This window comes from Rouxiella badensis, assembly GCF_002093665.1.
Classification (GTDB): Bacteria; Pseudomonadota; Gammaproteobacteria; order Enterobacterales; family Enterobacteriaceae; genus Rouxiella; species Rouxiella badensis.
Map to the genome: position 1 here is coordinate 43,847 of NZ_MRWE01000005.1, position 25,415 is coordinate 69,261.

The following is a 25,415-nucleotide window of genomic DNA, read 5'->3' on the forward strand; positions in this document are numbered from 1 at the left end:
AGCCACGGCATGCGCTTATTCTAAAAGCTGTGCAACCATGCCGCCTTTGTCAAAGTATCTGACCTTGGCCATGGCCCCGTTGACCAGCGAAAGCTGCGGCGGAACGTGGCCGATATCAACATCGTAGAGCACCGGAATCGATAAATCGCCGAGCGCCGATTCCAGCGCATCATGATAGTTCTGCAAAGTAGGGTCGGTCACCGCCGGTGCCGCGCTTCTGCCAAACAACACGCCTGCAACGCCGTCAAACCAGCCGTGCATTTTCAGACTCAACAGCGTGCGGGTTAATTCGCACGGTGCCATCTCTGCATTTTCAAAATAGAGGATGACGCCGTCCTGCTTATGCTGCTCGCAAAATTTTGGCACATCACCAAATCGAGTGCCCGCCAGTCGAGAAATGGTTTCGATGCAGCCACCGATTAAACGCCCCTTAAACTCCATCGGCAACGTGCTGCCATCGAGGCGCTTCCACTCGGTTTTATGGGTCAGGTTAAATCCGGCGTCTGGCTGTTCACGCCAGTCACTCCCCTCGGTTTGATAAGCCGGAGAGGAAAACTGCTCAACGACCTCACCGCGCTCCCCCTCCAAAATCAACCAGATGGCTTCCGTGGTGACATCCCGCTCTTTGGAGCCTAGCTCCATTAGATTTGGGCCGTGCAGGGTCGCCCACCCACAAATAAGGGTCAGTGGGAAATGCAGCGTGCTAAGGTCAGAAAATCCAGAAAACCATTTAGGTTTAACCTGCGCCAGCCCCTCAAAATCGATTAATTCGAGCAGCTCCATCGCCAGCTCACCGCCCCACGGCGGCATCACGGCGTTTATTTCCGCATTTAGAAGAAAATCACTCAATTCCGTGGCACGCAACGTCCGTACCGCGCTTTTATTTTTATTGACCGCCCGCAAACATTGACCTTCAAGTACCCGATACTTTCTGCTTTTTAGCACATCAATAGCCAGATCGAGACGGGTATGCAGTGACGCCGGTACCCCCATTGAAGGTGCTGTGATAGCAATGACATCATCAGGGCAAAGTTTCTTTGGAAAGCGAATGGTCATCTAATGAATCCTTATCAGTGACGGAGTTTCTGACACTCTATTCTATTTTGACTCTATGCCGAAATCCTTCAATAACGCGATCAATACACTTCCTGCCCAATCATCATTCGATGGCCATCGGGCGTCGCGACGGTGAATTCACGCATGCCGTGCGGCCTGTCCGTCGGGGGCTGGAGAATAATGGCCCCGTTGGCGGTAAATTCATCATAAAGCGCGTCAACGTCGTCGACGTTCAGGTAGCCAAAATAACTGTGATCGCCGGTTGCAGAGGGCCTGATAGCCTCCGGGCAATGGCCCAGCATGATGCGCACACCGCCGCGCTGAACCTGCTGCCATCCGCCGCCTTCAGGCCATGCCAGAGAAAATCCCAACGCATCCCGAAAGTAGGCCACGCTGGTCTTCAAGTCTGGAACAGCCAGCACGAATGAAAAAGATTGGAGACTGGCGGTGGACGTCGTCGTCATAGTGTTAGCCTCAGAGGAGTAAAATTTATTTAACCTAAAGACGCGTCCCTTAATGCAGACTCATTCATTTTTATGCGTGATTTGTGGCTCACAGCGTACCGGGAAGTTGAGCGAATTGGCGATATAGCATAATTCGTGAGCTGTATGGTGCAGGGACAGCGCCAGCTCAATATTGTTACCGGCGGCCACTGTAATTTGCGGTTTGAGAACAATGGATTCAAAACGGCCGGTTTTATCTTCGACCATGGTGCCTTCTGCCTGGTCAAGATAGGTTTGTACCACAATTCCCGCTTCGGCACACAGGTGTAAATACCAAAGTTTATGGCAGGCTGAGACCGATGCCACCAGCAAGTCTTCTGGATTCCATTTTTTGGCATCGCCTAAAAATGCCGGGTCTGAGGAACCTGCAATCTCGGGTTTTGAGGACGCCTGAATAACATAATCGCGGTCGTAGGCCTTATACGATGCCGTGCCCTTTCCCTTGTTACCCGTCCATTTAACCGAAACCTGATAGTGATGTTCACGACGTGCCATGTTTCCTGCTCCTTTACGAAAATTAACGGAATTTTGGAGTGCCTTAGAGACGCGTCAATCGAGTCTGATTGTCGGCCACTTCAAAATGGTATACCATTATTCCAAAATTTAGGAGCATTTATTAATGCAGACAAAACTCGACTCAACGGCAGACCTGGTAGCCGCCTCTCTTCGAAAGATGATCAACAGCGGTGAACTGGCAGAAGGCGCAAGACTGGTCGAACGCGACCTTGCCTCACAATTTGATGTGAGCCGAATCCCCCTGCGCGAGGCGATTCAACAACTGGTCCGCGAGGGCATTGTCGAGACTCAGCGCAATCGTGGTGCGGTGGTCAAAACCCTCACTGCCGAGGACGTAAACGAGATTTATAGCCTGAGAGTCTTGGTCGAGGGCGACGCGATTTATCAGAGTGTCGCCAATATGGACGCCGAAGTGCTGGCGAGAGCGGAATTGACTCACAGGCTGCTTGAGAAAGCCACCACGCCACAAAAACAGGGCGAGCTGAACCGCGAGTTTCACCAAATTCTTTATCGCGGATGCCGCAATGCCAGACAACTGCGGCTCATAGCAGAATTATGCGCGCAGATAGAAAGGTACGAACGCCTGCAACTTCGGCTTTTAGAAGATACCCCTGCGTTTCAACACGAACATAATGCCATTTTGCAGGCCTGCAAAAACGGCGACCCGGCTCTGGCGCGTGAAGCCACGGTGAGACATATCGAGTCCGCAAAACTGATTGTTCTCGGCATCCTCGCCGACAGGCAGGATTGAGCCAACCTATCTGACCTTGAGTTTCTTCGAGGTGCGATTTGAAGGCCTCAATTAAATTGACGCCGGTGGCCGCACGCGCCATTTTGGCAGCGCCTTGGTTAATTGCTTTTCAGCAAAAAAATATCTGACAAGGAATGAATAAATAATCCCTTGAGGTTAATCATCGCCCACGTCAGTTTTGGTGGTTAACGCAATAACCGCGCTGATGACGGTAAACAGGGCTATTATCCAGGCCATCGTCCAGGGCGTGCCATCGTGCATCAGCGCGAGCAATAATGATGAGACGATCCCACTGCCGTACTGCAAGGCACCCATTAATGCCGACGCAGATCCTGCAATATTAGGCACCGCGTCGAGCGCGGCCGCGGCTGACGTCGCCGCTATCACGCCGTTCATAGAGAAAAACACCAGAACAGCGGCCGCAATAAGAAAAATGCCGCCTACCTGGAGTTTTACCCCAAAAGCCAGCACCAGCGCAGCGATGGCGGCCCCAGAAACTGCGCACTTAAGCAGCCACTCAAGTGAGTGACGTTGTACCAGCCGACGGTTAATCATACTCATTGCCATCAGTCCGACAATATTGAGCGCAAAAAGCCAGCCGTAATACTGCGGCTTTACGCCGAAAAATGAGATATAGACAAAAGGTGAATCGGTGATAAAGGCGTAGGCGGCGGCATAATAGGCGCTGAGACATAAGGTAAAACGCATGTATCGGCTATTTGTCAGTAAGGCGTAGTAATTATGAACGGCCCCACAAAAGGAGGCCTTGACCCGTTTCTCTTCGGGCAAGGTTTCCGGTAAGCCGTTTAACGCCATGAACATGAGTGCGCCAATGACGACCAGCAGCCAAAAAATTGCACGCCACGAGCTCATTTCAATCATTTGCCCACCCAATAGCGGTCCAACGATAGGCGCGATAGCCATGATTACCATCAATGTAGAGAGCATCTGCGCCGCCCGAGTTCGGCTAAACAGGTCGCGGATCATGGCCCTCCCCAGCATAGGGCCGGTACAGGCACCTAACGCCTGAAAAACGCGCCAAAACACAATCTGTGAAATGTCTTTAGAAAGTGCACAGCCCGCAGAGCCGATAATAAACAGCGCTATTCCGACAAAGAGCGGTTTACGACGACCAAAATGATCGCTGATGGGTCCCCAGATAAGCTGGGCAATACAGAAACCGATTAAAAAACCAGTGATGGTTAATTCAACATCGGCCTGTAAGTCTTTGGCCATCAGAGGCATAGCAGGCAGGTAAATATCGGTGGATAACGAGGTGAAAGCCATTAATGCGCTGAGGATAAAAACAAATGCCAGTCCAGAGGTTTTCACAGTATGACGGTGTATTTTCATCGGAGAGGGGGTCATTACGCGTCTTCTCGCTATTGATAAGGAGATGCATTTTATCGACATTTAATCGATGAATAATCAGGTTTAAATCCATAGGGTTTATGAGCTGCCCTCATAAGCAGTAGCGATTTCCTAATGGACGGCGGCGTGACGGCGGAATAGGGGTTTGGTAACGACGCAGCGCGCTAAGGCCACTTGGCGCTGAAAACGTAAACGGGCGCTGCCTGCCTTGATGAGGCGGTAATATCCCGGCTTTTGGCCACAGTCTTGATGCAGATGCCGTCATTTCACCTTAAGGAATGCTATCCTGTTCTTTTATGATGAAATTTTACTGGAGAACTCCCTGCACAAAACACCGCTGCCAGGGGTCGACGCTATGACCTATATTTATCTTTTTATCGCCATTATCTCTGAAGTGATCGCCACCAGCTCGTTAAAAGCCTCTGAAGGATTCACTCGCTTATACCCCTCCGTCGCGGTGGTAGTCGGCTATATTATTTCGTTCATCCTGCTGTCGCTGGTGCTGAAGTCGATGCCGGTGGGTATTGCCTATGCTATTTGGGCCGGAATGGGCATTGTGCTGGTCGCCTGCGCCGGCTTTATCTTCTTTGGCCAAAAACTGGATGCTTATGCCATTGGAGGCATGGTAATGATTGTCGCAGGCGTGCTCATGATTAATCTGCTGTCCAAAACGGCAGGACACTAAGCGCCAGCCCGCCTCTGGGAACGCTTATTCGGCGCCCAATCCGGCCTCGACGTGCTTAACAAACAGCTTTACGCTCTGGTTCTTAATTTTTTTGTGCCAGCATAGTGAAAGCTGCGTCACTGCCTGAGCGTCATCGATTTCCCGATAAACGACGTCTTGTATCAACAGGGAACGCTGTGAGTCGGGAACCACCGCAATACCCATCCCCATTGCCACCAGTGCAATAGCCACGTTGACTTCCTTGGTCAGGTGCGTATTGTGCGGCAAAAGTCCCTTGCGCTGGAAGATATTATACACCGCGCCACCCAGCCCCACGCCCATCGGGTCGTCTTGCAAAATAAGCGGCTCGTTGGCCAAATCCTCCACGCTGATACGCTTTTTGCTCGCCAACGGATGATGCGCAGGCAACACGACGTAAAGTTTGTTTTTGACCAGGTCCAGCAGCGCCAGATCCCGAAAAACCGGCAGCGGTTTTCGCACTAAAGCCAGGTCTAGTTGACCCTGCTGGAGAAGCAGCAGCTGGCGATTAACGTCACTTTCAACGGGAATAATATCGATATCGGCACAGCGGCGGCGAAACTCGCGGATAATGTTCATCACCGTTGGGTCGAGCACGGACGTCCCCACATATCCCAGCCTTAACACCCCTTTGTAACCGGCCGCCAAACGTTTGGCGGTCTTCTCCAGCAGTACAAGCTGATTTACCGCATGCTGGACATCGCCAAGAAGCACCTTTCCTTCCATCGTCAGGCTGACGCTGCGCTGGTTTCTCTCGAACAGTCGGATGCCTAAATCTTTTTCCAATGCCTTGATATGGTTGCTTAAAGCAGGCTGTGTCAGGTTCACTTCCGCTGCGGCTCTGGCAAAGTGCAGCGTCTCCGCGAGCACCGTAAACGACTTGAGTTTTCGAAGGTCCATGCCCCCTCCTAGGTGATAAGGTTTCGTTATTAATAATGCCAGATTATTGATTAGATTTTTATTATCGCGAAAGCATAATTGAAGAATAGATTTTATCCGAGAGTGTTTTAACCCATTCGAATAAATAGATATCCCTATTTCACGGAACTGGAGTCAAACCTATGTCAGAGAAAAAGACTACCCCACCAGGCGTAGAAGTTTACGACCTGCGTTCGGCCATCGAATTGTTGAAAACCTACGACGACGAGTACATCGAAACCAACGAGCCCGTTGACCCCGCCGCAGAGCTTTCCGGGGTTTATCGTTATGTGGGTGCCGGGGGTACCGTTATGCGTCCGACCCGCACCGGTCCGGCGATGGTTTTTAATAAGGTTAAAGGTTACGACGACGTTCGCGTTCTGATTGGTCTGCTGGCCTCTCGCCAGCGTGTGGCACGCCTGCTCGGTGCACCAAAGGAAGACCTGGGCCATCTGCTGCGCAACTCGGTTAAACATGCGATTCCACCGGTCGTTATCTCCAATGACAACGTTCCTTGTCAGGAAGTGGTGCACCTGGCCACGGATCCAGGCTTTGATCTGCGCACCCTGCTCCCGGCGCCCACCAACACCCCTGAAGATGCGGGTCCGTACTTCACCATGGGGATGTGCTATGCGGCAGACCCGGAAACCGGTGAGCACGACGTAACCATTCACCGCCTGTGCGTGCAGGGCAAAGATGAAATTTCGATGTACTTCGTGCCGGGCCGTCACCTCGACCAGTTCAGAATCAAGGCCGAAGAAGCCGGTAAGGCGCTGCCGATCACCATCAGTATTGGCGTCGATCCGGCTATCGAGATTGGTGCCTGCTTCGAGCCACCGACAACGCCGCTGGGTTATGATGAACTGGCGATTGCCGGGGGTCTGCGTGGTCGCGCCGTTGAACTGGTGAAAGGCGTGGCGGTCGACGCATTAGGTATCGCCAACGCAGAGATAGTTATCGAGGGTGAACTGGTACCGAACTATCGCGTTCAGGAAGACCAGCACACGCATACCGGCAAAGCGATGCCTGAATTCCCCGGCTATACCGGCGAAGCCAAAGCGGCGGTACCGGTTATTAAGGTGAAAGCGATTACCCATCGCAAACACCCTATCCTGCAAACCTGCATCGGACCGAGCGATGAGCACACCAATCTGGCAGGTATTCCTACCGAAGCCAGTATTCTGGACATGGTTGAGCGTGCGATGCCAGGACTGGTTAAAAACGTACACTGCCCGTCACCGGGCACCGGTAAATACGTTGCCGTGCTACAGGTAGGAAAACGTGGCCCGCAGGACGAAGGCCGCCATCGTCAGGCTGCGCTGCTGGCATTCTCCGCCTTCTCCGAGCTGAAACACGTGTTCCTGGTGGATGACGATGTAGACATCTTCGACCTGTCCGACGTGATGTGGGCAATGACGACTCGTTATCAGGGTGATGTGGACACCATCTTTATCCCCGGTGTGCGCTGCCATCCGCTCGATCCCTCACAGGATCCGGCCTTCAGCCCAAGCATTGCCGATCACGGTATTACCTGTAAGACGATTTATGACTGCACCGTGCCCTATGCGCTCAAACACAACTTCCAGCGTTCGCAGTTCCTCGAGGTTGACGTTACGCGCTTTATTCCCGACTTTAAGATGTAATCATTGGCTGAAACAATCACCCCCTCCCGATGAGGGGGGTTAGGACTGATAATAAAAACCCCCTCACGGGAGGGGGATTTGCTTCAGCGGCGGTAAAAACAACCCGTTGTCAGAGGTCGGCCAGCGCCTGACGCAGGTTCACCTCATTGCCCGACTGTTCTTCCAGCTCCAGTTGCGCTTCAAGGTCGTGCAGATGTTCAATCATTACCGTAACCGCCCGCGCGTTTTCCCCCGCTTCTAGCGCATCGACAATCGCCTGATGCTCATCGGACTGGCAGGAAGGCACGTCGTTACGCTGATACAGTGCAACGATTAATGAACTACGAACCATCAGATTAGCTAATACTTCGCTCAACACTTCATTACCACAGATTTCACCGAGCACCAGATGAAATTCGCTGAGTTCGCGCACAATAGCGCGACGGTCGGTTGAGTTGGTGGCCTCACGTTCTTTACACAGATGAGTCGTCACGCGGTGACGGTGACGGCGCATCATTTCCGGGGTAATCACCTCGACAATAGCGCGTTCGATAGCGCGACGAGCGATGAAAATCTCACGCGCCTCTTTTGCCGTAGGCTGTGCCACCATCGCGCCACGGTTCGGCTCAATGGTCACAATGCGCTGCATGGCAAGACGCTGCAAAGCCACCTGAACGTGATTGCGGTTGGCGTTTAACGCTTCAACAATTTGCGCCTCGATAAGACGAGCACCCGGGCGCAAACGATGCTGAGCAATCGCTTTTGAAAGGACATCTACGATGCGCTTTACTTCCTGTTGTTTAGCCGTAGTTGTGTTATTGCTCATTGCTTCCTCAATGTATCAAACATACTGCAGTAGACGATTCTATGTGCAGCCCTGTCTTTTGTGCAAGCGATTGGGCAGTTCTCCAGCAACTCAGTTAGTTAAGTCGCACTGATTGATCAGTATTAATTACTTTAGGTCCGTACTATGCCCGCAAAATTTACTTACGGACTCAACTCCATGAAAAATCCAATAATTAAGCAGGCAATCGTATTTGTCACCTTGGCAATTTGTGCTGCCTTCTCCGCAGGCGTACTGTTCTTTGACGTTGTTATTCTAAAGGATCAGGTCAAAGAAATTTCCGCCACCGAAATCATTCAAGAGTTGTTCCTGTTCGCGACAGCGGCGCTGTTTTTTATCCATTCACGTCGACAAAAAACGCTGCGCGGCGGCTTTATTCTGGCGGCAGGATTCTTCGGGTGCATGCTTATTCGCGAGCTCGACGCCCTCTTTGATCTCATTCATTTTGGGGCCTGGGTCTATTTCGCCAGCCTGCTCGCCCTGTATTCCCTTTGCTGGGCTGCGTTCACGCCTAAAACCACGCTGCAAGGCCTGAATGCGCTGGTCGCCGATGATGCGTTTCCCGTACTGCTGTTCGGCCTGGTGGTGATTCTGGTGTTCTCACGCCTGATGGGCCTGCACTACATCTGGCAGGCCGCGATCGCAGGCGATAACGTGCGGCTGGTCAAGAATCTGGTGGAAGAAGGCACTGAGTTATTTGGCTATTCGCTCTGTCTGTTGGCGGCGATTCGGCTGTGCGGCGGTAAAAAATCCTTCCATGATGCTTAAATGATTAACTCATTATTGTGAAGGAGTTGTTTCACTTAATGGATTAAAAAAATATTAGGGATTTTTAAATTTTAAGCAACATTGTGAGTATGGATCACCCATCAGAATTTACCAATCCTCCCCCCCTGAGGAGGGGTAAAGCTGATAAACAAAAACCGGCTCATGCCGGTTTTTGTTTATCAGAAGTCAGCGCTCAGAAAACGACTCGCCAACCGCGTCGCGGATAGGCGTTTCACCGCTGCAAAGCTCCCACTGTTTACCCACGGCTGACGAACTTCCCAGCGCGGCGACAACAACCAGCGCCACGTCTTCGCGCGGAACCTCGCCCCTGCCGACATCCTCTGACAGCGTCACCAGGCCGGTTGCCGGTTTATTGGTCAAGGGACCCGGACGAATTATGGTCCAGTCCAGCCCGCTTTCACGCAGAGAGGTATCAGCGTCTCGCTTGGCCTCGATATAGGCTTTCCAGACCGGTTCGGTACCCGGCTTGATGGGGTCATCGACACCGATGGCGGAGATCTGCACGTAACGCTTGATGCCAGCCTTACGCGCCGCTTCGGCCAATAACACCGATCCGGCATAATCAACGGTGCGTTTACGCTCGGCCGAAGAGCCTGGGCCAGCACCTGCCGCAAACACCACGGCATCGACGCCTTTGATGGCGCTCGCCAATGCGTCGGCGCTGGCAGATTCGATATCGACAAGCACACTGTCTGCACCGAGTTTACGCAGAGAGGCGATTTGCTGCTCTTTACGCACAACACCCAGCGCTTCATGCCCCTGAGCGCGTAAGTGCTTGATAATAAACTGTCCAATTTGGCCGTGTGCGCCAACAATTGCGACTTTAGTCATCGCTCCTCCTTTGACCTTTTTAATGAATAAGGGTAATCCTTGCAGACTCACCGCTACCCTTAACTGTAGCACAAGGACTTTTTACCCTTTTAAACAGGCTTTCAGGCGCGCCAGGGTAAGACGCCCTCCGGCAGTCGGCGGGCAAACAACGTAGCGATGAGCATAAACAACAACACCACCAGAATCATTAAACAGCCTACCGCAGCCGCTAACGTCGAGGAGCCGCCTTCATCGAGAAAAATCACCATCGGTCCCAGCGTCTGCGAACTTGAGGTAACCAGTAGAATGGAAACCTGAATCTCGTTCAGCGCGGTGAGAAACACCAGAATTGCCCCTGCCATCGCCGAGGGCGCGGCCAACGGCATCAGGATGTCCCACATACGGCGCATAAATCCCGCACCGGAAATTTGCGCGGCTTCGTCTAGCGATCGATCTATCTGGGCAAAACCCGCAAGCGTTGGCCGTAGTACCAGCGCCAAAAAGTTTGAGAGGTAGGCCGCGAGGATAATCCATACGGTACCGTAAATACTGACGTTAATCAGTGGCAAAGGTTTGAGAAAGAACAAAATAGCCGCAATACCGGTGACAATACCCGGCAGCGCATAGGCCAGTTCGGTCGACATTTGCAGCAGGCTCACCAGTCGGCTTCGCTGCCAACTGAGGAAATAGGCTAAAAACAGTGAGGCGAGGGTCAGCAGCACCACGGCCATTAGCGTCAACCCAAGACTGGTGAAAAACGCCTGATGGATTGCCGGATATTGCCACAGGGCGTTGGTATAGTTGTCAAAGGTCAACGTTTGCCGGTTAAGGGTTTGCCCAAAGCCATTAGTGAGCGAGGTGCCAACCAACGCGGAAAGCGGCAGCAACAAAGTCATGCCAATCCACAGCCACGCCAGCCATTCGGCCGGGAGACGCCATGCGCCGAGCGGCTGTTTGAGCTGACGCAGTGAACCAGACACTCGCACATCACGACGCCCACCCAGATAGCGGCTGAGTGCCAGACCGCCGAAGGTTATCAGCGCGATGAGTAAAGACAGTACCGCCATATCCGGTAACGCAGAAGGCCCGTAGCCGTTGAGCCGCTGATACACCAGCGTTATGAGCGTAGGCACGCGTGCAGGAATGCCGAGCATCGCCTGAATACCGAAGTTACCGGCGGCAGCGACAAACGACAGCGCGGCACCGGCAAAAATCGCCGGGCGTGCCAGAGGAAGAATGACCGTAAACAGCACTCTCAACGGTGAAGCGCCGGTTATCCTCGCGGCCTCGACTAAATCGGCCGGCAAACGGCGCAGACCCGCACGCACGGTCAGAAAAACCAAAGGCGCGTTGTGAAGGCCAAGCAGCATAATGATGCCGGTGAGGGAATACAAAGGCTGACCGTTGCCCAGCGTCAATCGCCAACCGAGCGACCGGCAAACAGCCTCAACCCCGGTTAAGAGCGGGCTTGAAGGTGACAGCGCCTGAACCCACGCCAGCGCAATCACCTGCGGGGGAATCATCAACGGCAGAATAAAAGTGAAGACCCAAAGCTGTTTACCGCGCATATCAGACAGCCCAACCAGCAGCGCCGCGAGCGTACCGGCGAGCATGGCCAACAAGGTTGCGGCAACGGCAATCTCCAGCGTATTCAACGTTGCCTGCCATACCTTTTGCGTACCAATGAGCTGCAATACGTGCGCGAGGTCAGGCGAGCCGTCTGGCGCAATCGCGGCCCAAATCAGCCGCGTTAACGGCGCCACGGAGAGTACGCCGATGCCCAAGGCCAAAAACCACAATACCGCCCTTTCGCTTCGCCAGCCGAAGATTCGCCGTAAGGCCACTGTGCGGCGTAATTCCCGCATAACGTTCATCGCGCTTATAACGCCCATCGCCTTAACCGCCGAAGATTTCGGTGAATTTAGCGCGCACCTGTTTATCGTCATCGACCGCTTTATCGGCGTCCAGCGTTAACAGTTTAATCTTGTCGATAGGCGTAAAACCGGCCGGTGCAGGCACGCTTTCGTCAATCGGGCGATTGCCTTGCTTGACCACCAGCTCTTGTCCCTGTTTCGAAAGCAGGAAATTCACGAAAGCTTTGGCCGCCGGAACGTTGTGGCTGGACGACAGAATCGCCACCGGCTCGGTCACAAACGACACCCCCTCTTTCGGATAGACAAGATCGATAGGTGACCCCTTTTGTTTTGCGAGAATGATATCGGCGTCGGTAATAACGCCGTATTTATCCAATCCGCTGGCAACGGCCTTAAGCGCCGGACCGTTACCCCCTTCGGGACTGACGCCGTTAGCCGCCAACTTCTGATAGAAGGTCCAGCCTATGTCGGGCGTATTGATGGCGGTATGCAGGTTGTAAAGTGCCGCGCCTGAATACAGCGGGCTGGGCACGGCGACCTGTCCTTTATTGACCGCGTCGGTGAGCGCCATCCACGAGTCGACCGGCTTGGCATTTTTAGTGTTATAGCCAATCACGGTGGCAATGATCTTGGTTCCGAACCAGGTTTTATCTTTGTCGTAGAAGCTGGCCTTGATATTGCCTACCGGCGCCTGCGGATAAGGCATCAGCTTGCCTTCTTTTTTTAATGTACCGAGATTTATCGAATCGGCAACGAGCAGCACGTCGGCCTTCACGTCACCGGCCATCATCTCGGTATGCAGCACGTTCATCAGCTGAGTAGTGCCGTTACGGGTCCATTCCACCTGAAGAGACGGATAAGCCGCCTTAAAAGCGTCAATGGTCTGCTGGGCAATCTCGGGGGCCTGAGAGGTGTAAATGACCAGCTTACCGCTGGGCTTATCCTCGGCCTGAGCGCCGGATATTGTCGCCAGCAAGCTGGAAACCAGCAACGCTGCCAGTGAACTTTTGACGGTCATTTTTTTAGCTGATGTTGCAAAAGCGAGGTGCATAGCCCTGTCCTTTAAGAAGAAGTCAGAAAAAAATCATTACTCAACTATTGCAGTTAAAGCGTATTACAGCGAACCGTTATCCGGGATCAGCCAGCCGTCGTTCAGCGTGAGTCGCAGACTATCGCCAACGTCTAAACGCTGAACATCGGTGAGGTGCAGCGAAAGCCATTGCCCCGGTGCGCCGTCTGGCTCTGCGTCCAGCTGGCTGTAGCCGCCGCGATAAGTGATACGTTTAATCGTCGTACTGAAACCTTTTTCATCCTCTCGCGCCGCACGCACCGAAGCGGCATGCAGGCAAATTTTGCCATTGCGTTGTGCACGCTGCCGTGGGCTGGCGCGCAAACGATAAGTGACGCCGAGCAAGTTGACGTCGGCCGTTCCCCCCTCCGCCGGTCGAATATCTTCAACCTCAATGACCCGCCCGTCGTCGATAAATTTGGCGACCATCTCGTTAGCCGGTTCAAGATAAAGGGTCTGCGGCGTCGCGAACTGCATGACTTTCCCAGCGTTCATGACCACCACGCGATCGGCAATCGCCATCGCTTCCTGTTGGTCATGGGTGATATACAGCAGCGTCGCGCCCGTGTGGCGGTGAAAGTTGGTGAACTCCTCCTCCATTGACGCACGCAGATGTACGTCAAGATTGGCCAGCGGTTCGTCGAGCAGCACGACAGAGGGTTTGGCAACCAGACAGCGAGCCAATGCCACCCGTTGACGTTGGCCCCCGGAGAGATCGGCAGGACGTCGGCTGGCGAACTCCCCGAGTCCGACCTGTTCCAGCGCCGCCGCGGTACGCAGACGGCGCTCGGCGGTGGGGATGCCGTTAACTTTGAGGCTATAGGCCACATTTTCTTCGACCGACATGTGCGGCCAAAGCGCATAGTTCTGGAAGACAATCGCCAGCTGTCGCTGTTCAGGTGCAACGTGATGCTCGGGAGAAGAGACGGTATTGTTGCCAAGCGTGATCGTGCCGCCGTCGACAGGTTCGAATCCGGCAATCGTGCGCAGCAGCGTCGTCTTACCGCAGCCCGACGGGCCTAAAACCGCGACAAACTCACCGTGGCGAATGTGCAACGATACGTCATCCAGCACGGTTTGCGACGCGTAAGTTTTGGTCAGGTGGGCAATATCTATGGCAGACATCTGGTTATGCATCCCGCAGTTTCAACCGGTGAACGATTATCAAATAAAACAACGGGGGATAAGCTAGCGAGGTTAAATGACGTTTTTATTAAACAATGATGACGAAAATAATTTAGCGGCGTGTCGGTACCCGGCTGCCGCAGTGAATCTGCGGCAGCCGGGGAGGATTATTTAGCCTTTTGGGTGCCAAGGTAGCGATAGACCACGGAAAGGTCGTTATCACCGTAACCGGCATCCACCGCTTTCTGCCAGGTTTCACTGATGTTTTTCATCACTGGCAGCTTGCGCGAGCCGCTGGCCTTGAGCGCCAGATTGATGTCCTTCAGGGCCCAGGTCAGTTGCATCTGCGGCGTATAGTCGTCGGTCTTGAACATCTCCATTTTGCCTTTGATGTAAGGCACGGCCAGCGGACCGCCGTCCAGCACGTTCCACAGGTCATCGGTGGTGAAGCCCAGTTCCTCGGCGAGCTGAGCGCTTTCGGCGATACCTTCAACCATCGAGATAAGCCAGGCATTGACCACCAGCTTCATCTTCGAGGCTCGGCCGGCTTCACCCAGCCATTTAACCCCTTTAGAAATTGCGCCAAACACCGGTTCAACGGCGGCCCCTGCCTCTCTGTCGCCGCTGGCCAGCACCACAATTTGCGCCTGCTCGGCGGGGGCTTTGGTGCCTGACACCGGTGCGTCGAAGAATACCGCATCCGGGCGCTGTTTTTTGGTGAGTTCGATAAGCTGTTCGGTTGCTTCAACGCCGAGGGTTCCCATCTGGACGACAATTCCGCCCTGCTTCAGCCCTGCGAGCAGCCCGTCTTCGCCGTTGAACACCGCGAGCGTGGTTTCGCCGTCTGACAGCATAGTTATCACAACATCCACGCCCTCAACGGTTTCGCGCGGCGTCTTACCTGCGACAGCCCCGGCCTTGACCAGTGCGTCGCCGCGAGATGCGGTACGGTTCCAGACGCGGGTGGTAAACCCTTTTTTTACCAGGTTAGCGGCAAAAGCGTGCCCCATGGCACCCAGTCCAATTACTGCGACAGTGGGTTGCTGACTCATATCCTGCTCCTTGTTTAAGAAAATGACTTTCGGAATGTAAGAGTAATTATCGGGGGAGGGTTTTTAATTTCAAATTTGTTTTGTAACTTCAAGTTCGGTTGGGGGCGGTGCAAACTCGCCTTTTTGCTGGGGTGCGGCCCAGAGCCGCTCAGCGCCATCCTGAACCCGCCAATAAACTCTTAAGTAAACCTTGTTCAGCCTTTGAGCGTTGCCTGCCCAGAATAAGAGGGATTTTTGACAGTGAGCATTTGAGATGCCGCACGTTTCCCGCCAATGTGAATCCGGCGCAGAAAGGACATCAGATTTACCGCTGCTGATGCAGCAAAGAACAAACAAAAAAAACCCGCCGTTAGACCGTGCGTGGATTTGACCGCAAGGTTGCCGGTTTTTGTTTAAGAAGATTGTTGGCGGATTCGGGACAGCGCCCAGCGTGCGAAGCACGTGCCCTTGACCTTAAGACCTAGACCTAGACCTAGACCTAGACCTTAAAAGCGCATCAAGGGCCGCTCAGCCCCCCACCCCCACAGCACATTTTGCCCTTTAAGAAACTTTGCTAAGGTTTATAAAACCGCCCCAATATCGTACTCTTAGCGCATGAATTTTTTTAACATCAGTCGGTAAGACTCAGGAGATATCGTGTCAGGAGCTATTGTAATTGGAAAGACGGGTAAACTTATCTTAGGCGCGATGATTTGCATCGTGTTTGTGTTCGTGGTGTTCACGCTGGGGATGACCTATATCTACCCAACGTGGATGCAGCGTACATCGCCAGAAGCCTGTGCAACCATCACGCCACAAAATGCCATGGATACGGTAACCCGCGACTTCATGCAAAATAAACTGCCGAACTGGGGTAACGACAAAGACAACCTGGGTACCCAGATCCCGAGCCTGTCATTTATTGCCGACAACGTGAAGCAAAGCAACGGCACCTATGACGTTCCGTTTACGGCAAGAGGCCCGTCAGGCACGTTGAAATATGACGCTCACCTCAACTGCTCGAATAATTATATCAAGTACGATACCGTCGAATAACAGCCTGCCTCTGCGCCATCGGCACAGTGGCGCATTGATTCCCTGCCCCCCATTTTTAGAGGTGTCATCATGCGAATATTGATTCTTGGCGCAACAGGAATGGTCGGTCAGGGGGTATTGCGTGAAGCTCTGCTGGCTGAAGACGTCACGGAAGTCGTCGTGTTAGGCCGCACGCCAGTGGGTAAAAGTGCCGATAAACTGACCGAAATTGTTCACAGCAATCTGTTTGACCTGAGCGATATCGAATCTCGGCTCGGCAACTTCAGCGCCTGCTTCTTCTGCCTGGGCGTTTCCTCTTTTGGCATGTCCGAAGTCAACTATGTTCACATTACGTACGGTTTAACGCTGTCTGTAGCCCATGCTTTACTGCCCCTTAATCCCATGATGACCTTCGTATACGTCAGCGGTGCAGGTACCGATAGCACCGAACGTGGCAAGACCATGTGGGCTCGCGTGAAAGGCAAAACCGAAAATGCTTTGCTGGGTATGCCCTTCAAGGCGGTGTACCTCTTCCGCCCCGGCATCATTCAGCCGTTGCACGGCGTGAAGTCGAAAACCCGGGCTTATCGCCTGCTTTACCCTCTTCTTTGGCCATTTATTACCGTCCTCAGGCCTCTCATTCCCGGCGTTATCCTGACCACAGAAAACGTCGGACGAGCCATGCTCAACGCCGCTCGGCGCGGTGAGGGCGATAAGGTGTTGGAATCGAAGGATATCTATCGCCTAAGCCGAAAAAACATTTTGTAACTGAGAATGTAAAAAAGAGTGTAAATTATCAAAAATGGTAATTAGAATGCAAAGCGTTATCATTTGCATTTTCAGGGACCATTATTTTGTCATTATCAAAAACAAACATAAAAAACGGCGCTAATCCTCACTCTGGACAGTCTCGCGCAACAGGTTATTTCAAACCCAGCGTCCTCGCGCTGGCCATCTTACACTGCTCCCCCCTGCTCGCCGCCACCGGCAGCGAGGCCGATAACTCCGGCTCGGTCATGACCATTACTGCCGACGCAGCAGACGCGAACCCGGTCGAATACGGCGCAACGCAGGCCTCTACGGCCACCAAAACCGATACCCCTCTGATTGAAACACCACAGTCTGTCAGCGTAGTGACTCAGTCAATGATTGAAGACTACCAGGTGACCTCGCTCGATGACGCAATGAAGTTCGTTAGCGGCGTGACGCAGGGCAACACGTTGGGCGGCACGGAAGACGGTTTCGTAAAAAGGGGGTTCGGTGCCAACAGCGACGGTTCCATTCTGCTCGACGGCGTGCGCAGCAATCAGGGACTCGGCTTTGACGCGACCACCGACCACGTAGAAGTGCTGAAGGGCTCAGCCTCCTTACTCTACGGGATCCAAAACCCCGGCGGCGTCATCAATGTTATCAGCAAGAAACCGCAGTATGAATGGAACACCCGCGTTAGCGGTCGTACCGGAGGTTCAGGCGGCGGTGCGGGTACCCTCGACGTCACCGGCCCGCTGGGCAATGGTTTCGCCTTTCGTTTTATCGCCGAACGCCAGTCGGAAGATTATTGGCGTAACTTCGGCAAAGACCAGCACACCCTGCTCGCCCCGTCGCTGAGCTGGTACGGTGAAAAAGCCAGCTTTAACATCAGCTATCAGGAGTATAAATACGATATTCCTTACGATCGCGGCACCGCGTTTATCAACGGTAAACCTCTCAGCATCCCTTACGAACGCCGCCTCGACGAGTTGGCTAACCACGCATGGGGCAAAAACAAGCGCCTGAATACCACTTGGGAATACGAACTGTCGCCAGACTGGAAAACCCGCTTCACCTACGCCTGGATGCAACGTCGCTACGATAGCAACGAAGTGCGCGCGACGGCCATTAATACCACCACCGGTGCAGTGACCCGCCGTGCAGACGCCAACCGTGGCTTTAATCATCAAACCAGTCTGACCTCATGGGACTGGATTGGCGAACCAGAGGTTTTAGGCATGAAGCATGATCTGCTGATAGGCGCAGACTATGAGAAGGTCGAGACCTACAAGCAGTATTCTTATCGCGGCAAGGTCAACTCAAACTTTAATATGTATGACCCGGTTTACGGCGTCTCACCGATAACCAACGGTTCGACCTATTCAGACAGCAACAGTAACCTGCGATCGACGCTGTTCAACCATTCTGTCTACGCCAAAGACAGCATCCACTTTACCGACCACTGGATTGGGGTCATCGGTGGTCGCTATCAGCACTACAATCAAAAGGGTTCTTCCGGCTTCGTGACGCCGGTCGAGACGCAAAACGATACCGCCAACAAGTTCCTGCCACAGGTTGGATTGGTGTACATGCTCAACGATTCCCTGTCGTTCTACGGCAACTTCAGCAAGTCGTTTACGCCTTCAACCGACGTCGATGACGACGGCAATACCGCGCAGCCAGAACTGGGTACCACCTATGAGATAGGCAGTAAATGGCAGATTTCTCCCCGCCTTGATGCCACTGTCGCGCTTTACCGCATCGATGAAAAAGACATGTCGGTATACATCAATGGCGTCACGCGCAACATTCCAAAAGCACGTTCAAGCGGCGTCGAGCTTGAGCTGAACGGAGAAATAGCCAAAGACTGGAGCGTCAGCGCCAACTACGCCTACGACAAGACCGAGATAGTTGAGGACAACGTGTCGCAGAACAACGTCGGTAACCGTCTGGTGAATGCGCCCACCAACATGGGGAGCCTGTACGTCAGCCATACTCTGCGCTGGCTGCCGGTTCCGGGCGATATTCGCCTCGGCGGCGGTGCGCGCTATGTTGGCACGCGGGCGGGCGATCCTGAAAACAGCTTCACCATGCCAGCCTATACGGTGGCGGATGCCTTCATCACCTGGGACAACGCGTTGCTCGGCAAACACACTCAGTTGCGTTTGAACGTTAACAACATCTTCAATAAGGAATACTACACCTCAAGCGCCGGTAACCTGCGCGTTGAAGAAGGCGAGACCCGCAATGTGGTGTTGTCGGCCAGCGTCGATTTCTGATGCTCTGCATCTAGAAAAAATCATAAAAAAATCAGGATTTACTCATGAGAAATGGCTGCCGGAAGGTTCCGGCAGCCTGGCGGTTAGGGCTTGGCCTGGAGTCGAGTCCAGTAGGTTCCCGTTAGAGGGATAGGTAAAAACTGCTGGTACAGAGTTTTCAGCGTTTGATCGGGGTCCAGCGAGGCAAACAGCTGCGGATAAAACACCTTGGCGAACACTTCCACGTCAATGAGGTGGTAAGGGCTTAAATAGAAGTTGTGCCACAGGCTGTAGGCGTTCCCCTCTTTCACCGCGCGCAGATTCGACAGAATTAGCTGGTTTGACATTAACGACCTGAAGCTGTTTTCTGCCCGTTCCTTCGAGACCTGCGGGCCGAGCTGCAAATCGTCCGGCTTTTCAGGACCCGACATGCCGGTGGTGAGGTAGACGTCAGGATTGGCAACAATAACCGATTCAGGATTCATCTCGCCATACACGCCCTTGAAGGCCTTTTTAGCGATATTATCGCCGCCGGCAAACGCCAGCAGGTCAGCGAGATTACCGTTGGCAACCGTGGTACAGCAGCTCTCTCTTCTGCCCAAATGCAGTTGCAGCATCACCCTGGGCTTTTTACCCTGATAATTCGCCAGCGTTTGGCTAATATGCTGCATATGCTGCTGATAAAAATCAATAAAGCGTTCAGCTTTCTGTTGAGTATTCAATGCCTGGCCGAGCAGCCGCAGGCTCGGAACGGTGTTATGCAGTTGATCGACGCGAAAATCGACGTAGATAAACGGCACCTTGGCCTTATCCAGCTGCTGTTCAAGCGTTCCTTCATTCGACGACCGTTTGGCATAGCGCGGCAGGATAACAAGGTCCGGTTTTAAGGCGATGATCTTCTCTGCGCTCATCTGGTCGTAACTGGTGTTGCCTATCTGTTCGACGCTGGCAATATGCGGGAACGCCTTCACGTAAAGCTGCCAGCTCTGCGGGTCATAATGCTGCATGTCACCCGGCCAACCCACCACGTGGGCCGAAGGGTCACCGTCTTCAATCAGCGCCAGACTGTAGAGCATGCGGCTCTCACCAAGCACTATTCGCTGTGGATTATCGGGGATCTCGACCTTCCGCTGGTAAATATCGACAACCGTTTTGGCCTGCGCCGTCTGGATTACTGCACCACTGCCTACCGCAATAGCGATGGCCATTGCCCAACTTGAGAAACGCATAAGGCCTCGAAGTTCATCTTCAAAGCCATGGATGATAATGATTATCGTTATTTTTCGCAATCAAAGGGTGGGGTTGTCTCTCCCTCGCCGAGGGTTCGCTGCATCATAATGGTGTTAACCCAACGCCCATGCTTGAAACCGACGCCGGTCAGTTGCCCGATGACGTGAAATCCGAGCGACTGATGGAGCCTCAGTGAGGCGATATTTTCGCTGTTACCGATGACCGCCATCATCTGACGCCAGCCGCCGCGTTCGGCGCGCAAAATCGCCTCGGCCATCAGGCTTTTTCCCACGCCTTTACCCTGGTGCGCTTCGGCGATATATACCGAACCTTCTACGGTAAATCGGTAGGCATAGCGTGGCCGGTAGGGTGAGAGATAGCAGTAGCCTAGGACTTGCCCAAATTGGCGTGCAACCAGATAGGGCAAACCTTTGCCGAGCACGTTTCTGCGGCGCAGCAGCATCTCCTCGAGCGTCGGCGCTTCGGTCTCGAAGCTCGACAATCCGTGGATCACGTGATGTGCATAAATCTTCTGCACTTCCACCATATCCGCTTCGCTGGCATCGCACAGCTCAAGGGCATTTTCTGTGTAACTCTCGGGTAACATAGCGTTTTCTCGATATCATTGATTGCGTTGTTTTCAAGAGTAAAGTAAACAGTTAACTTAATGTAGCTTTGTCAACTTATCATCGGCATAAGAAAAACTTTGGTATGAACCGACACCCCTCGCCCAAACTGAATCTCGAACAGCTCGCGACCTTCGAACTGGTGGTTCGCCACGGCAGTTTTTCGGCAGCCGCCGAGCAGCTCGGACTGACCCAGCCTGCGGTCAGCCTGCAAGTCCGTCAGTTAGAAAAATACTTCAACCTCAAACTGCTCGAACGCATCGCCAAGCGCATGAAGCCGACCTCGGCAGGCAGCACGTTACTTGAGCATATCGCGCAACTCGACAACAGCGTCGAGCTCGCGCTGCGCGCAATGGCGGTCCACGCACAAGGAGTCAGCGGACAGGTTACGTTAGGCACCGGGGCGACGGCCTGTATTCATTTACTGCCTGAATTACTCGGTCAACTTAAGGTCGACTGGCCAGATCTCGAGGTGAGCGTCAGGATTGGAAATACCGACGAGATAACCCGTGCCGTTGAGGAGAACCGTTTGGATCTCGGGTTGGTTACCCTTCCCGCCGCGGGAAAAAATATGTCGATAACGCCCCTGTATCGCGAGCAGTTTGTGCTGATTGGCCCACAACGCCACGACACGGACCTGTCTTCACTCACGCCCGAACGGCTATGCGGCCTGCCGCTGGTCTTGTTCGAAACAGGCAGCAGTACGCGATTGCTGATCGACAACTGGTTTCAGTTACAAGGCTTGAAACCCCGTCCGGTCATGGAGCTGGGCAGTATCGAGGCGATAAAACAGATGGTGAGCAACGGGCTAGGCTATAGCATTGTCCCGCAGCTGGCGCTGCGCGGTGAATCAGCGGGATGCGGACTGGCTCAGTGTCCGCTCCAGCCGACGCTAGAAAGGCAGCTGGCGCTGGTTCTCAGGCAGGACAAGCCGCTGAATAAAGGGCTGAAAAAGCTTATCGACAAACTGATGTCGAGACCTATAAGTAAAACTGATTATGTGATTTGAAACTCCTCTTTGCCTTTCACTCTGGCCTCCCCCTATTATCTTCGCAGGCTAAGGCTTGAAATATTCAGGCCCCTGCTGCCCAGCACCTCGTTTTCTCTCTTTTTGCCGCAGAGCATGTTTTATGACTGATTCAGTTGTTGCCGCACCCTTAACTTTCCGTCGTTCGTTATTAGCCGTCCTCGGACTGGCGCTGGTACTGATGCTGTCCGCCCTGGATCAAACGGTTATCGGCAATGCGATGCCGTATATCGTGGCCGACCTGGGTAATTTCGACCTCTACGCCTGGGTTGCCACCAGTTATCTGCTGACCTCGATCATCACCGTGCCGATTTTTGGCCGTCTGGGCGATTACTATGGCCGCAAATATTTCGTCATTGCCGCCACGCTGCTGTTCACTCTCTCCTCTGCGCTCTGCTCCTTTGCGGGCACCATGCAGACGCTTATTCTCTGGCGCGCGGTGCAGGGCATCGCGGGCGGTATGTTGGTCGGCACCGCCTTTGCCTGCATCCCCGAACTGTTCCCCGATACTCGACAACGCCTGCGTTGGCAGATTCTTTTCAGTACGGCGTTCAGCATCGTGAATGCGCTAGGTCCAACGCTCGGCGGGATCCTGACTGAGCAATACGGTTGGCGTTCGGTGTTTTATCTTAACCTGCCGCTGGGTGCGCTGGCGCTGGTGGTGTCGTGGATTTATCTGCCCTATATCAAGCCGCCCAAGAAGGCCGCGATTCGCCTCGACTGGCTGGGCGCACTGCTGATTATGTGCGCGCTGGGCAGCATGCAGCTGTTGGCGGAGTTTTTACCGAGCAACGGTTCGGCCTTCTCGCTGATTGGCCTGATGCTGGCCTGCGGACTCAGTGCCGCGCTGTTGGTGTATCAACAACGACGTGCTCATTCGCCTATCCTGCCACCGGCGCTCTTCGCCATCGGCCCGGTTAAGCAACTATTTACTATTTCGATATTAATCGGTGCGGTGCTGTTTACCCTGCTCTACTTTATGCCGCTGCTGTTTCAGGGGGGATACGGATATTCGCCGAAGCAGGCGGCGTGGCTGGTCACACCGATGGGTGTGAGCATTACTGTCAGCGCGATTATCAATGGTCGTATTGTGACCCGCATGAATAACCCGATGCGTCTGCCGCAGATGGGCTTTCTGGTCGCCGCCAGCGCCTGTGCACTGCTGGCGTTGCTCGGCAGTCGTGGACACTTCGGCGTACTGATGGGACTGATGATGATGGCGGGGATCGGCATTGGTTTCATCCTGCTGAACGTGACCATTTTTATTCAGACGCTGGCACCGCGTGAATTTCTCGGCATTGCCACCGCCCTGACCCAGTCTCTTCGTCTGGTCGGCGGCCTGCTTGGGACGGCGCTGACTGGCGCAGCCGTGACGAAGTGGTACAGCGTTCACGTGGCAGGCAAGCTGCTGGACGGCAGCAACGCTGTGCTTCCCGAGTCGGTTCAGCGGCATTTTGCCGACCCGCAGGTGCTGTTGCAGCCGGTGGCAGCGCAGTTTGTGTCGTATTATCCACTCGCTCGCAGCGCCATGGTCAACGCGATTGATATAGGTCTGGCGGTCTGTGCCTTACTGGCATTATTGGCCTTTTGGCAGTCAACCCGCCTGCCGCTGATTCAATTTCCCGGGGTAGCGGTGAAACAGACGCAGAAACCTCAAGAATCTTGAGTAAAAAGCGCGTTAAGTCTGAGATTTTTGACTGTTAGCGATTACACTAGGTATCACTTTCCTCAAAGGGATACCAAAGCAATGAAAAGACTGACACAGCAGGACATGACGGAAAGCGAGCAACGCGAGTTAAAAACGCAGCTAGACAGGGCGAGAAAGGCCCAGGGACGTGATCTGACCAATTCGGAAAACAACCGCATTAAAGACGATTATATTGATGCATTAATGGCTGAAAAAGAGAAAGTCGCTAGCAAAGCGCGAGCAGAAAAACGCCGTGCCAAAGCCAATGCCACGCCAAGCACTTCGGCAACTTATGACTGGACTGCCAGAACCCATCCTCGCGGCCGTCGCTAAACAAGATTTTTGCATTAAAAAAGGCAGCTTCGGCTGCCCTTTTTTTTGGCGGATTCTCCCCCCCGTATTAGATCAAACGAAAGCCGTGAGTATCATCACGTTCGAGCTGCGCCACCAAACCTTTCTCCCAATCCTGATAGGCCTGTATTGCCTCAGGGCTGGCGTCGTCTTGCTCATGCTGACGCAGGTATTTGTCGCGTGGATTCTGCAAATACGGCGAATCGCCGTGCTCCAGCGGGCGCTGTTCATCGATCCATTTAAGCGTGCCGCCGTGGAGTAAATAGGTCGGTGATCCCGTCAACTCCGCCACTTCGGTGACGGCGTAACGCGCCAGAAAACCGCTGCCACAGGTCACTACCCAGCGTTTATAAGCTGGACGCTGCGACAACGTCTGCGGCAGCTGGCTGCGTGCGGTAAAAACCGCACCGGGAATGCGACGGTTACGAAAATTGGCGCTAAGCGTCAGGTCCACTATCCCGGTTTCCCCTTCCTCAAGCCACTGTTGCAGCTGCTGGCCATCAATACTTTCAATCGCAGGAACCGGTGCCGAGGTGACAGTCCCGTTACCTGATTCGGTAAACAGTGCCTCAGGCTTGCCGCCGTCGGCCAGCACGAAGGCGTCCCAGTTCAACTGGGCCAAACGTGACGCCGCGAGATTCGCCCTTACGCCGTCGTTATCGATAAGCACCACGCGTGCCCCACGTACGCTGGCAAACTGGTCGATGGACTGCGTCAGTCTGTCTCCCGGGACATTACGCGCACCCGGCAAATGACCGGCCTGAAACTCTTCGGGGCTGCGCACGTCGAACAGATAAAGTGTGCGTTGGCCATCGGCCTGCCACTGGATAAACTGCGCTAAATCGATCTGCTGAGCCCCAGTGCGTGCCGCCCATTCACGAGCGATTTCCGGCGCGCTTTCTTGTGGCGCAGAAGGCTGATGATGATATTCGGCCCACGCGGCAAAGGCTTTGCTCTGTGAATTAAGATCGGTAAAAACCTCACCCCCCGCCTCTTTCCAACCGGCGAGGTCGCCCGCCAACAGCGCCACATCGACATATCCCAGCGCCTTAAGTCGCTGATACGCGACTTCAGCCAGCCGCGTTCCGGTGCGCGGGTTATAACGTTGTCCGTTGTCATACAGCGTGATAGCGGTGCTACGACGCGGTATGCGGTCAAGCACCTCAATCTCCAGCTTCGACAGCGGCAGATTGGTGGCAAATAGCGGATGACCGGTGCCGAAATCGGCCTCTTCACGCAGATCAACGATAGCCACTTCCTGACCATTGCGCAGCGCCTGAGTCAGTTCGGCAGTGTGGCGTAAGGGAATTGAATTTAGAGAATCAGACATAGGACGTGCTCCACGCATCGAAGGCTCGGAATGAGACAATGATATGCAGGCTAGCACCGGGCCTGAGGATGCAAAATTCATATTATCGCTAACCAAATGTTAAATTTTGATTTCTCAGCGCGGACCAGGCTGTCTAAGG

At 53.7% G+C, this 25,415-nt stretch carries 24 protein-coding genes and 1 pseudogene; 10 read left to right on the forward strand and 15 right to left on the reverse strand.

All coding sequences use genetic code 11. The features are described from left to right. Positions 1-15 precede the first annotated feature (15 nt). From BS640_RS04440 to BS640_RS04450, 3 genes are all read right to left on the reverse strand, one after another. On the reverse strand, positions 16-1,056 hold the full coding sequence (locus BS640_RS04440; protein ID WP_084912060.1) for a S66 family peptidase: 1,041 nt from the start codon (positions 1,054-1,056) through the stop codon (positions 16-18). A gap of 80 nt (positions 1,057-1,136) precedes the next feature. Further along, on the reverse strand, positions 1,137-1,520 hold the full coding sequence (locus tag BS640_RS04445) for a VOC family protein (protein WP_017493322.1): 384 nt from the start codon (positions 1,518-1,520) through the stop codon (positions 1,137-1,139). Positions 1,521-1,580: 60 nt separating this feature from the next. Further along, entirely contained in the window at positions 1,581-2,054 is a 474-nt protein-coding gene (locus BS640_RS04450; RefSeq protein ID WP_017493323.1) for an OsmC family protein, read from the reverse strand. 124 nt (positions 2,055-2,178) lie between these two features. Here BS640_RS04450 and BS640_RS04455 point away from each other — a divergent pair, with 124 nt between their 5' ends. Next, a complete protein-coding gene (locus BS640_RS04455; protein ID WP_084912061.1) occupies positions 2,179-2,826 on the forward strand; it encodes a GntR family transcriptional regulator in 648 nt (215 codons plus the stop codon). 7 nt (positions 2,827-2,833) lie between these two features. Here BS640_RS04455 and BS640_RS22350 read toward each other — a convergent pair. Both BS640_RS22350 and BS640_RS04460 read right to left on the reverse strand, forming a co-directional pair. Continuing rightward, positions 2,834-2,990: pseudogene (locus BS640_RS22350) on the reverse strand (DUF892 family protein); the annotation flags it as partial. Then, a complete protein-coding gene (locus tag BS640_RS04460) occupies positions 2,983-4,194 on the reverse strand; it encodes a multidrug effflux MFS transporter (RefSeq protein ID WP_084912062.1) in 1,212 nt (403 codons plus the stop codon). The pseudogene BS640_RS22350 and the gene BS640_RS04460, both read right to left, overlap by 8 nt. Positions 4,195-4,552: 358 nt before the next feature. On the opposite strand from BS640_RS04460, the gene BS640_RS04465 reads away from it, so the two are divergent. After that, complete coding sequence (locus BS640_RS04465) at positions 4,553-4,882, forward strand: DMT family transporter (protein WP_017493326.1); 330 nt, start codon at positions 4,553-4,555, stop codon at positions 4,880-4,882. Positions 4,883-4,906: 24 nt separating this feature from the next. On the opposite strand, the gene BS640_RS04470 is transcribed toward BS640_RS04465, so the two are convergent. Further along, on the reverse strand, positions 4,907-5,800 hold the full coding sequence (locus tag BS640_RS04470) for a LysR family transcriptional regulator (RefSeq protein WP_084912063.1): 894 nt from the start codon (positions 5,798-5,800) through the stop codon (positions 4,907-4,909). 161 nt (positions 5,801-5,961) lie between these two features. On the opposite strand from BS640_RS04470, the gene BS640_RS04475 reads away from it, so the two are divergent. Beyond that, entirely contained in the window at positions 5,962-7,461 is a 1,500-nt protein-coding gene (locus BS640_RS04475; RefSeq protein WP_017493328.1) for a UbiD family decarboxylase, read from the forward strand. A 109-nt stretch (positions 7,462-7,570) separates the two neighbouring features. Here BS640_RS04475 and BS640_RS04480 read toward each other — a convergent pair whose 3' ends face one another. Next, positions 7,571-8,266, reverse strand: a complete 696-nt coding sequence (locus BS640_RS04480; protein ID WP_017493136.1) for a GntR family transcriptional regulator — start codon at positions 8,264-8,266, stop codon at positions 7,571-7,573. A gap of 177 nt (positions 8,267-8,443) precedes the next feature. On the opposite strand from BS640_RS04480, the gene BS640_RS04485 reads away from it, so the two are divergent. Further along, complete coding sequence (locus BS640_RS04485) at positions 8,444-9,052, forward strand: hypothetical protein (RefSeq protein WP_084912064.1); 609 nt, start codon at positions 8,444-8,446, stop codon at positions 9,050-9,052. A gap of 186 nt (positions 9,053-9,238) precedes the next feature. Here BS640_RS04485 and BS640_RS04490 read toward each other — a convergent pair whose 3' ends face one another. From BS640_RS04490 to BS640_RS04510, 5 genes are all read right to left on the reverse strand, one after another. Continuing rightward, positions 9,239-9,904: an SDR family oxidoreductase gene (locus tag BS640_RS04490; RefSeq protein WP_017493134.1), complete on the reverse strand. Its 666-nt coding sequence runs from the start codon at positions 9,902-9,904 to the stop codon at positions 9,239-9,241. Positions 9,905-10,005: 101 nt separating this feature from the next. Continuing rightward, positions 10,006-11,757 carry an ABC transporter permease gene (locus BS640_RS04495; protein ID WP_084912104.1) on the reverse strand — a complete coding sequence of 584 codons (1,752 nt, stop codon included), beginning with the start codon at positions 11,755-11,757 and terminating at the stop codon, positions 10,006-10,008. Between the two features lie 22 nt (positions 11,758-11,779). Continuing rightward, complete coding sequence (locus BS640_RS04500) at positions 11,780-12,775, reverse strand: ABC transporter substrate-binding protein (protein ID WP_026110704.1); 996 nt, start codon at positions 12,773-12,775, stop codon at positions 11,780-11,782. 96 nt (positions 12,776-12,871) lie between these two features. Beyond that, positions 12,872-13,951 (reverse strand): ABC transporter ATP-binding protein, encoded by a 1,080-nt coding sequence (locus tag BS640_RS04505; protein ID WP_084912105.1) that lies wholly within the window; start codon positions 13,949-13,951, stop codon positions 12,872-12,874. A gap of 167 nt (positions 13,952-14,118) precedes the next feature. Beyond that, a complete protein-coding gene (locus BS640_RS04510; protein ID WP_084912065.1) occupies positions 14,119-15,003 on the reverse strand; it encodes an NAD(P)-dependent oxidoreductase in 885 nt (294 codons plus the stop codon). A 636-nt stretch (positions 15,004-15,639) separates the two neighbouring features. Between BS640_RS04510 and BS640_RS04515 the strand changes: the two genes are divergently transcribed. The 3 genes from BS640_RS04515 to BS640_RS04525 all read left to right on the forward strand — a co-directional run bounded on the left by BS640_RS04515 (position 15,640) and on the right by BS640_RS04525 (position 19,046). Then, positions 15,640-16,038, forward strand: a complete 399-nt coding sequence (locus BS640_RS04515; protein WP_017493129.1) for a YebF family protein — start codon at positions 15,640-15,642, stop codon at positions 16,036-16,038. A gap of 69 nt (positions 16,039-16,107) precedes the next feature. Further along, positions 16,108-16,785 (forward strand): NAD-dependent epimerase/dehydratase family protein, encoded by a 678-nt coding sequence (locus BS640_RS04520; RefSeq protein WP_026110702.1) that lies wholly within the window; start codon positions 16,108-16,110, stop codon positions 16,783-16,785. A 185-nt stretch (positions 16,786-16,970) separates the two neighbouring features. After that, positions 16,971-19,046 carry a TonB-dependent siderophore receptor gene (locus tag BS640_RS04525; protein WP_416362533.1) on the forward strand — a complete coding sequence of 692 codons (2,076 nt, stop codon included), beginning with the start codon at positions 16,971-16,973 and terminating at the stop codon, positions 19,044-19,046. Positions 19,047-19,129: 83 nt separating this feature from the next. Here the strand turns inward: BS640_RS04525 and BS640_RS04530 are convergent, their stop codons facing one another. Beyond that, positions 19,130-20,233: an ABC transporter substrate-binding protein gene (locus BS640_RS04530; protein ID WP_139802771.1), complete on the reverse strand. Its 1,104-nt coding sequence runs from the start codon at positions 20,231-20,233 to the stop codon at positions 19,130-19,132. Positions 20,234-20,301: 68 nt separating this feature from the next. Further along, the gene (locus BS640_RS04535) at positions 20,302-20,862 is read right to left on the reverse strand and encodes a GNAT family N-acetyltransferase (protein ID WP_017493125.1); all 561 of its coding nucleotides are present in this window, start codon (positions 20,860-20,862) and stop codon (positions 20,302-20,304) included. Positions 20,863-20,966: 104 nt separating this feature from the next. Here BS640_RS04535 and BS640_RS04540 point away from each other — a divergent pair, with 104 nt between their 5' ends. The 3 genes from BS640_RS04540 (at position 20,967) to BS640_RS04550 (ending at position 23,928) form a co-directional block, all read left to right on the forward strand. After that, the gene (locus BS640_RS04540) at positions 20,967-21,890 is read left to right on the forward strand and encodes a LysR family transcriptional regulator (protein ID WP_017493124.1); all 924 of its coding nucleotides are present in this window, start codon (positions 20,967-20,969) and stop codon (positions 21,888-21,890) included. A 121-nt stretch (positions 21,891-22,011) separates the two neighbouring features. Beyond that, positions 22,012-23,574 carry an MFS transporter gene (locus BS640_RS04545; RefSeq protein WP_017493123.1) on the forward strand — a complete coding sequence of 521 codons (1,563 nt, stop codon included), beginning with the start codon at positions 22,012-22,014 and terminating at the stop codon, positions 23,572-23,574. Positions 23,575-23,655: 81 nt separating this feature from the next. Then, positions 23,656-23,928, forward strand: a complete 273-nt coding sequence (locus BS640_RS04550) for a YjbD family protein (RefSeq protein WP_017493122.1) — start codon at positions 23,656-23,658, stop codon at positions 23,926-23,928. A gap of 67 nt (positions 23,929-23,995) precedes the next feature. Here the strand turns inward: BS640_RS04550 and BS640_RS04555 are convergent, their stop codons facing one another. After that, on the reverse strand, positions 23,996-25,276 hold the full coding sequence (locus BS640_RS04555) for a rhodanese-like domain-containing protein (protein WP_084912067.1): 1,281 nt from the start codon (positions 25,274-25,276) through the stop codon (positions 23,996-23,998). Positions 25,277-25,415: the final 139 nt, after the last annotated feature.

Coding starts and splice junctions, on each gene's coding strand:
- BS640_RS04440 (WP_084912060.1), bottom strand. CDS start 1,056: ATGACCATTCGCTTTCCAAAGAAACTTTGCCCTGATGATGTCATTGCT.
- BS640_RS04445 (WP_017493322.1), bottom strand. CDS start 1,520: ATGACGACGACGTCCACCGCCAGTCTCCAATCTTTTTCATTCGTGCTG.
- BS640_RS04450 (WP_017493323.1), bottom strand. CDS start 2,054: ATGGCACGTCGTGAACATCACTATCAGGTTTCGGTTAAATGGACGGGT.
- BS640_RS04455 (WP_084912061.1), top strand. CDS start 2,179: ATGCAGACAAAACTCGACTCAACGGCAGACCTGGTAGCCGCCTCTCTT.
- BS640_RS04460 (WP_084912062.1), bottom strand. CDS start 4,194: ATGACCCCCTCTCCGATGAAAATACACCGTCATACTGTGAAAACCTCT.
- BS640_RS04465 (WP_017493326.1), top strand. CDS start 4,553: ATGACCTATATTTATCTTTTTATCGCCATTATCTCTGAAGTGATCGCC.
- BS640_RS04470 (WP_084912063.1), bottom strand. CDS start 5,800: ATGGACCTTCGAAAACTCAAGTCGTTTACGGTGCTCGCGGAGACGCTG.
- BS640_RS04475 (WP_017493328.1), top strand. CDS start 5,962: ATGTCAGAGAAAAAGACTACCCCACCAGGCGTAGAAGTTTACGACCTG.
- BS640_RS04480 (WP_017493136.1), bottom strand. CDS start 8,266: ATGAGCAATAACACAACTACGGCTAAACAACAGGAAGTAAAGCGCATC.
- BS640_RS04485 (WP_084912064.1), top strand. CDS start 8,444: ATGAAAAATCCAATAATTAAGCAGGCAATCGTATTTGTCACCTTGGCA.
- BS640_RS04490 (WP_017493134.1), bottom strand. CDS start 9,904: ATGACTAAAGTCGCAATTGTTGGCGCACACGGCCAAATTGGACAGTTT.
- BS640_RS04495 (WP_084912104.1), bottom strand. CDS start 11,757: ATGAACGTTATGCGGGAATTACGCCGCACAGTGGCCTTACGGCGAATC.
- BS640_RS04500 (WP_026110704.1), bottom strand. CDS start 12,775: ATGACCGTCAAAAGTTCACTGGCAGCGTTGCTGGTTTCCAGCTTGCTG.
- BS640_RS04505 (WP_084912105.1), bottom strand. CDS start 13,951: ATGTCTGCCATAGATATTGCCCACCTGACCAAAACTTACGCGTCGCAA.
- BS640_RS04510 (WP_084912065.1), bottom strand. CDS start 15,003: ATGAGTCAGCAACCCACTGTCGCAGTAATTGGACTGGGTGCCATGGGG.
- BS640_RS04520 (WP_026110702.1), top strand. CDS start 16,108: ATGCGAATATTGATTCTTGGCGCAACAGGAATGGTCGGTCAGGGGGTA.
- BS640_RS04530 (WP_139802771.1), bottom strand. CDS start 20,233: ATGGCCATCGCTATTGCGGTAGGCAGTGGTGCAGTAATCCAGACGGCG.
- BS640_RS04535 (WP_017493125.1), bottom strand. CDS start 20,862: ATGTTACCCGAGAGTTACACAGAAAATGCCCTTGAGCTGTGCGATGCC.
- BS640_RS04540 (WP_017493124.1), top strand. CDS start 20,967: ATGAACCGACACCCCTCGCCCAAACTGAATCTCGAACAGCTCGCGACC.
- BS640_RS04545 (WP_017493123.1), top strand. CDS start 22,012: ATGACTGATTCAGTTGTTGCCGCACCCTTAACTTTCCGTCGTTCGTTA.
- BS640_RS04550 (WP_017493122.1), top strand. CDS start 23,656: ATGAAAAGACTGACACAGCAGGACATGACGGAAAGCGAGCAACGCGAG.
- BS640_RS04555 (WP_084912067.1), bottom strand. CDS start 25,276: ATGTCTGATTCTCTAAATTCAATTCCCTTACGCCACACTGCCGAACTG.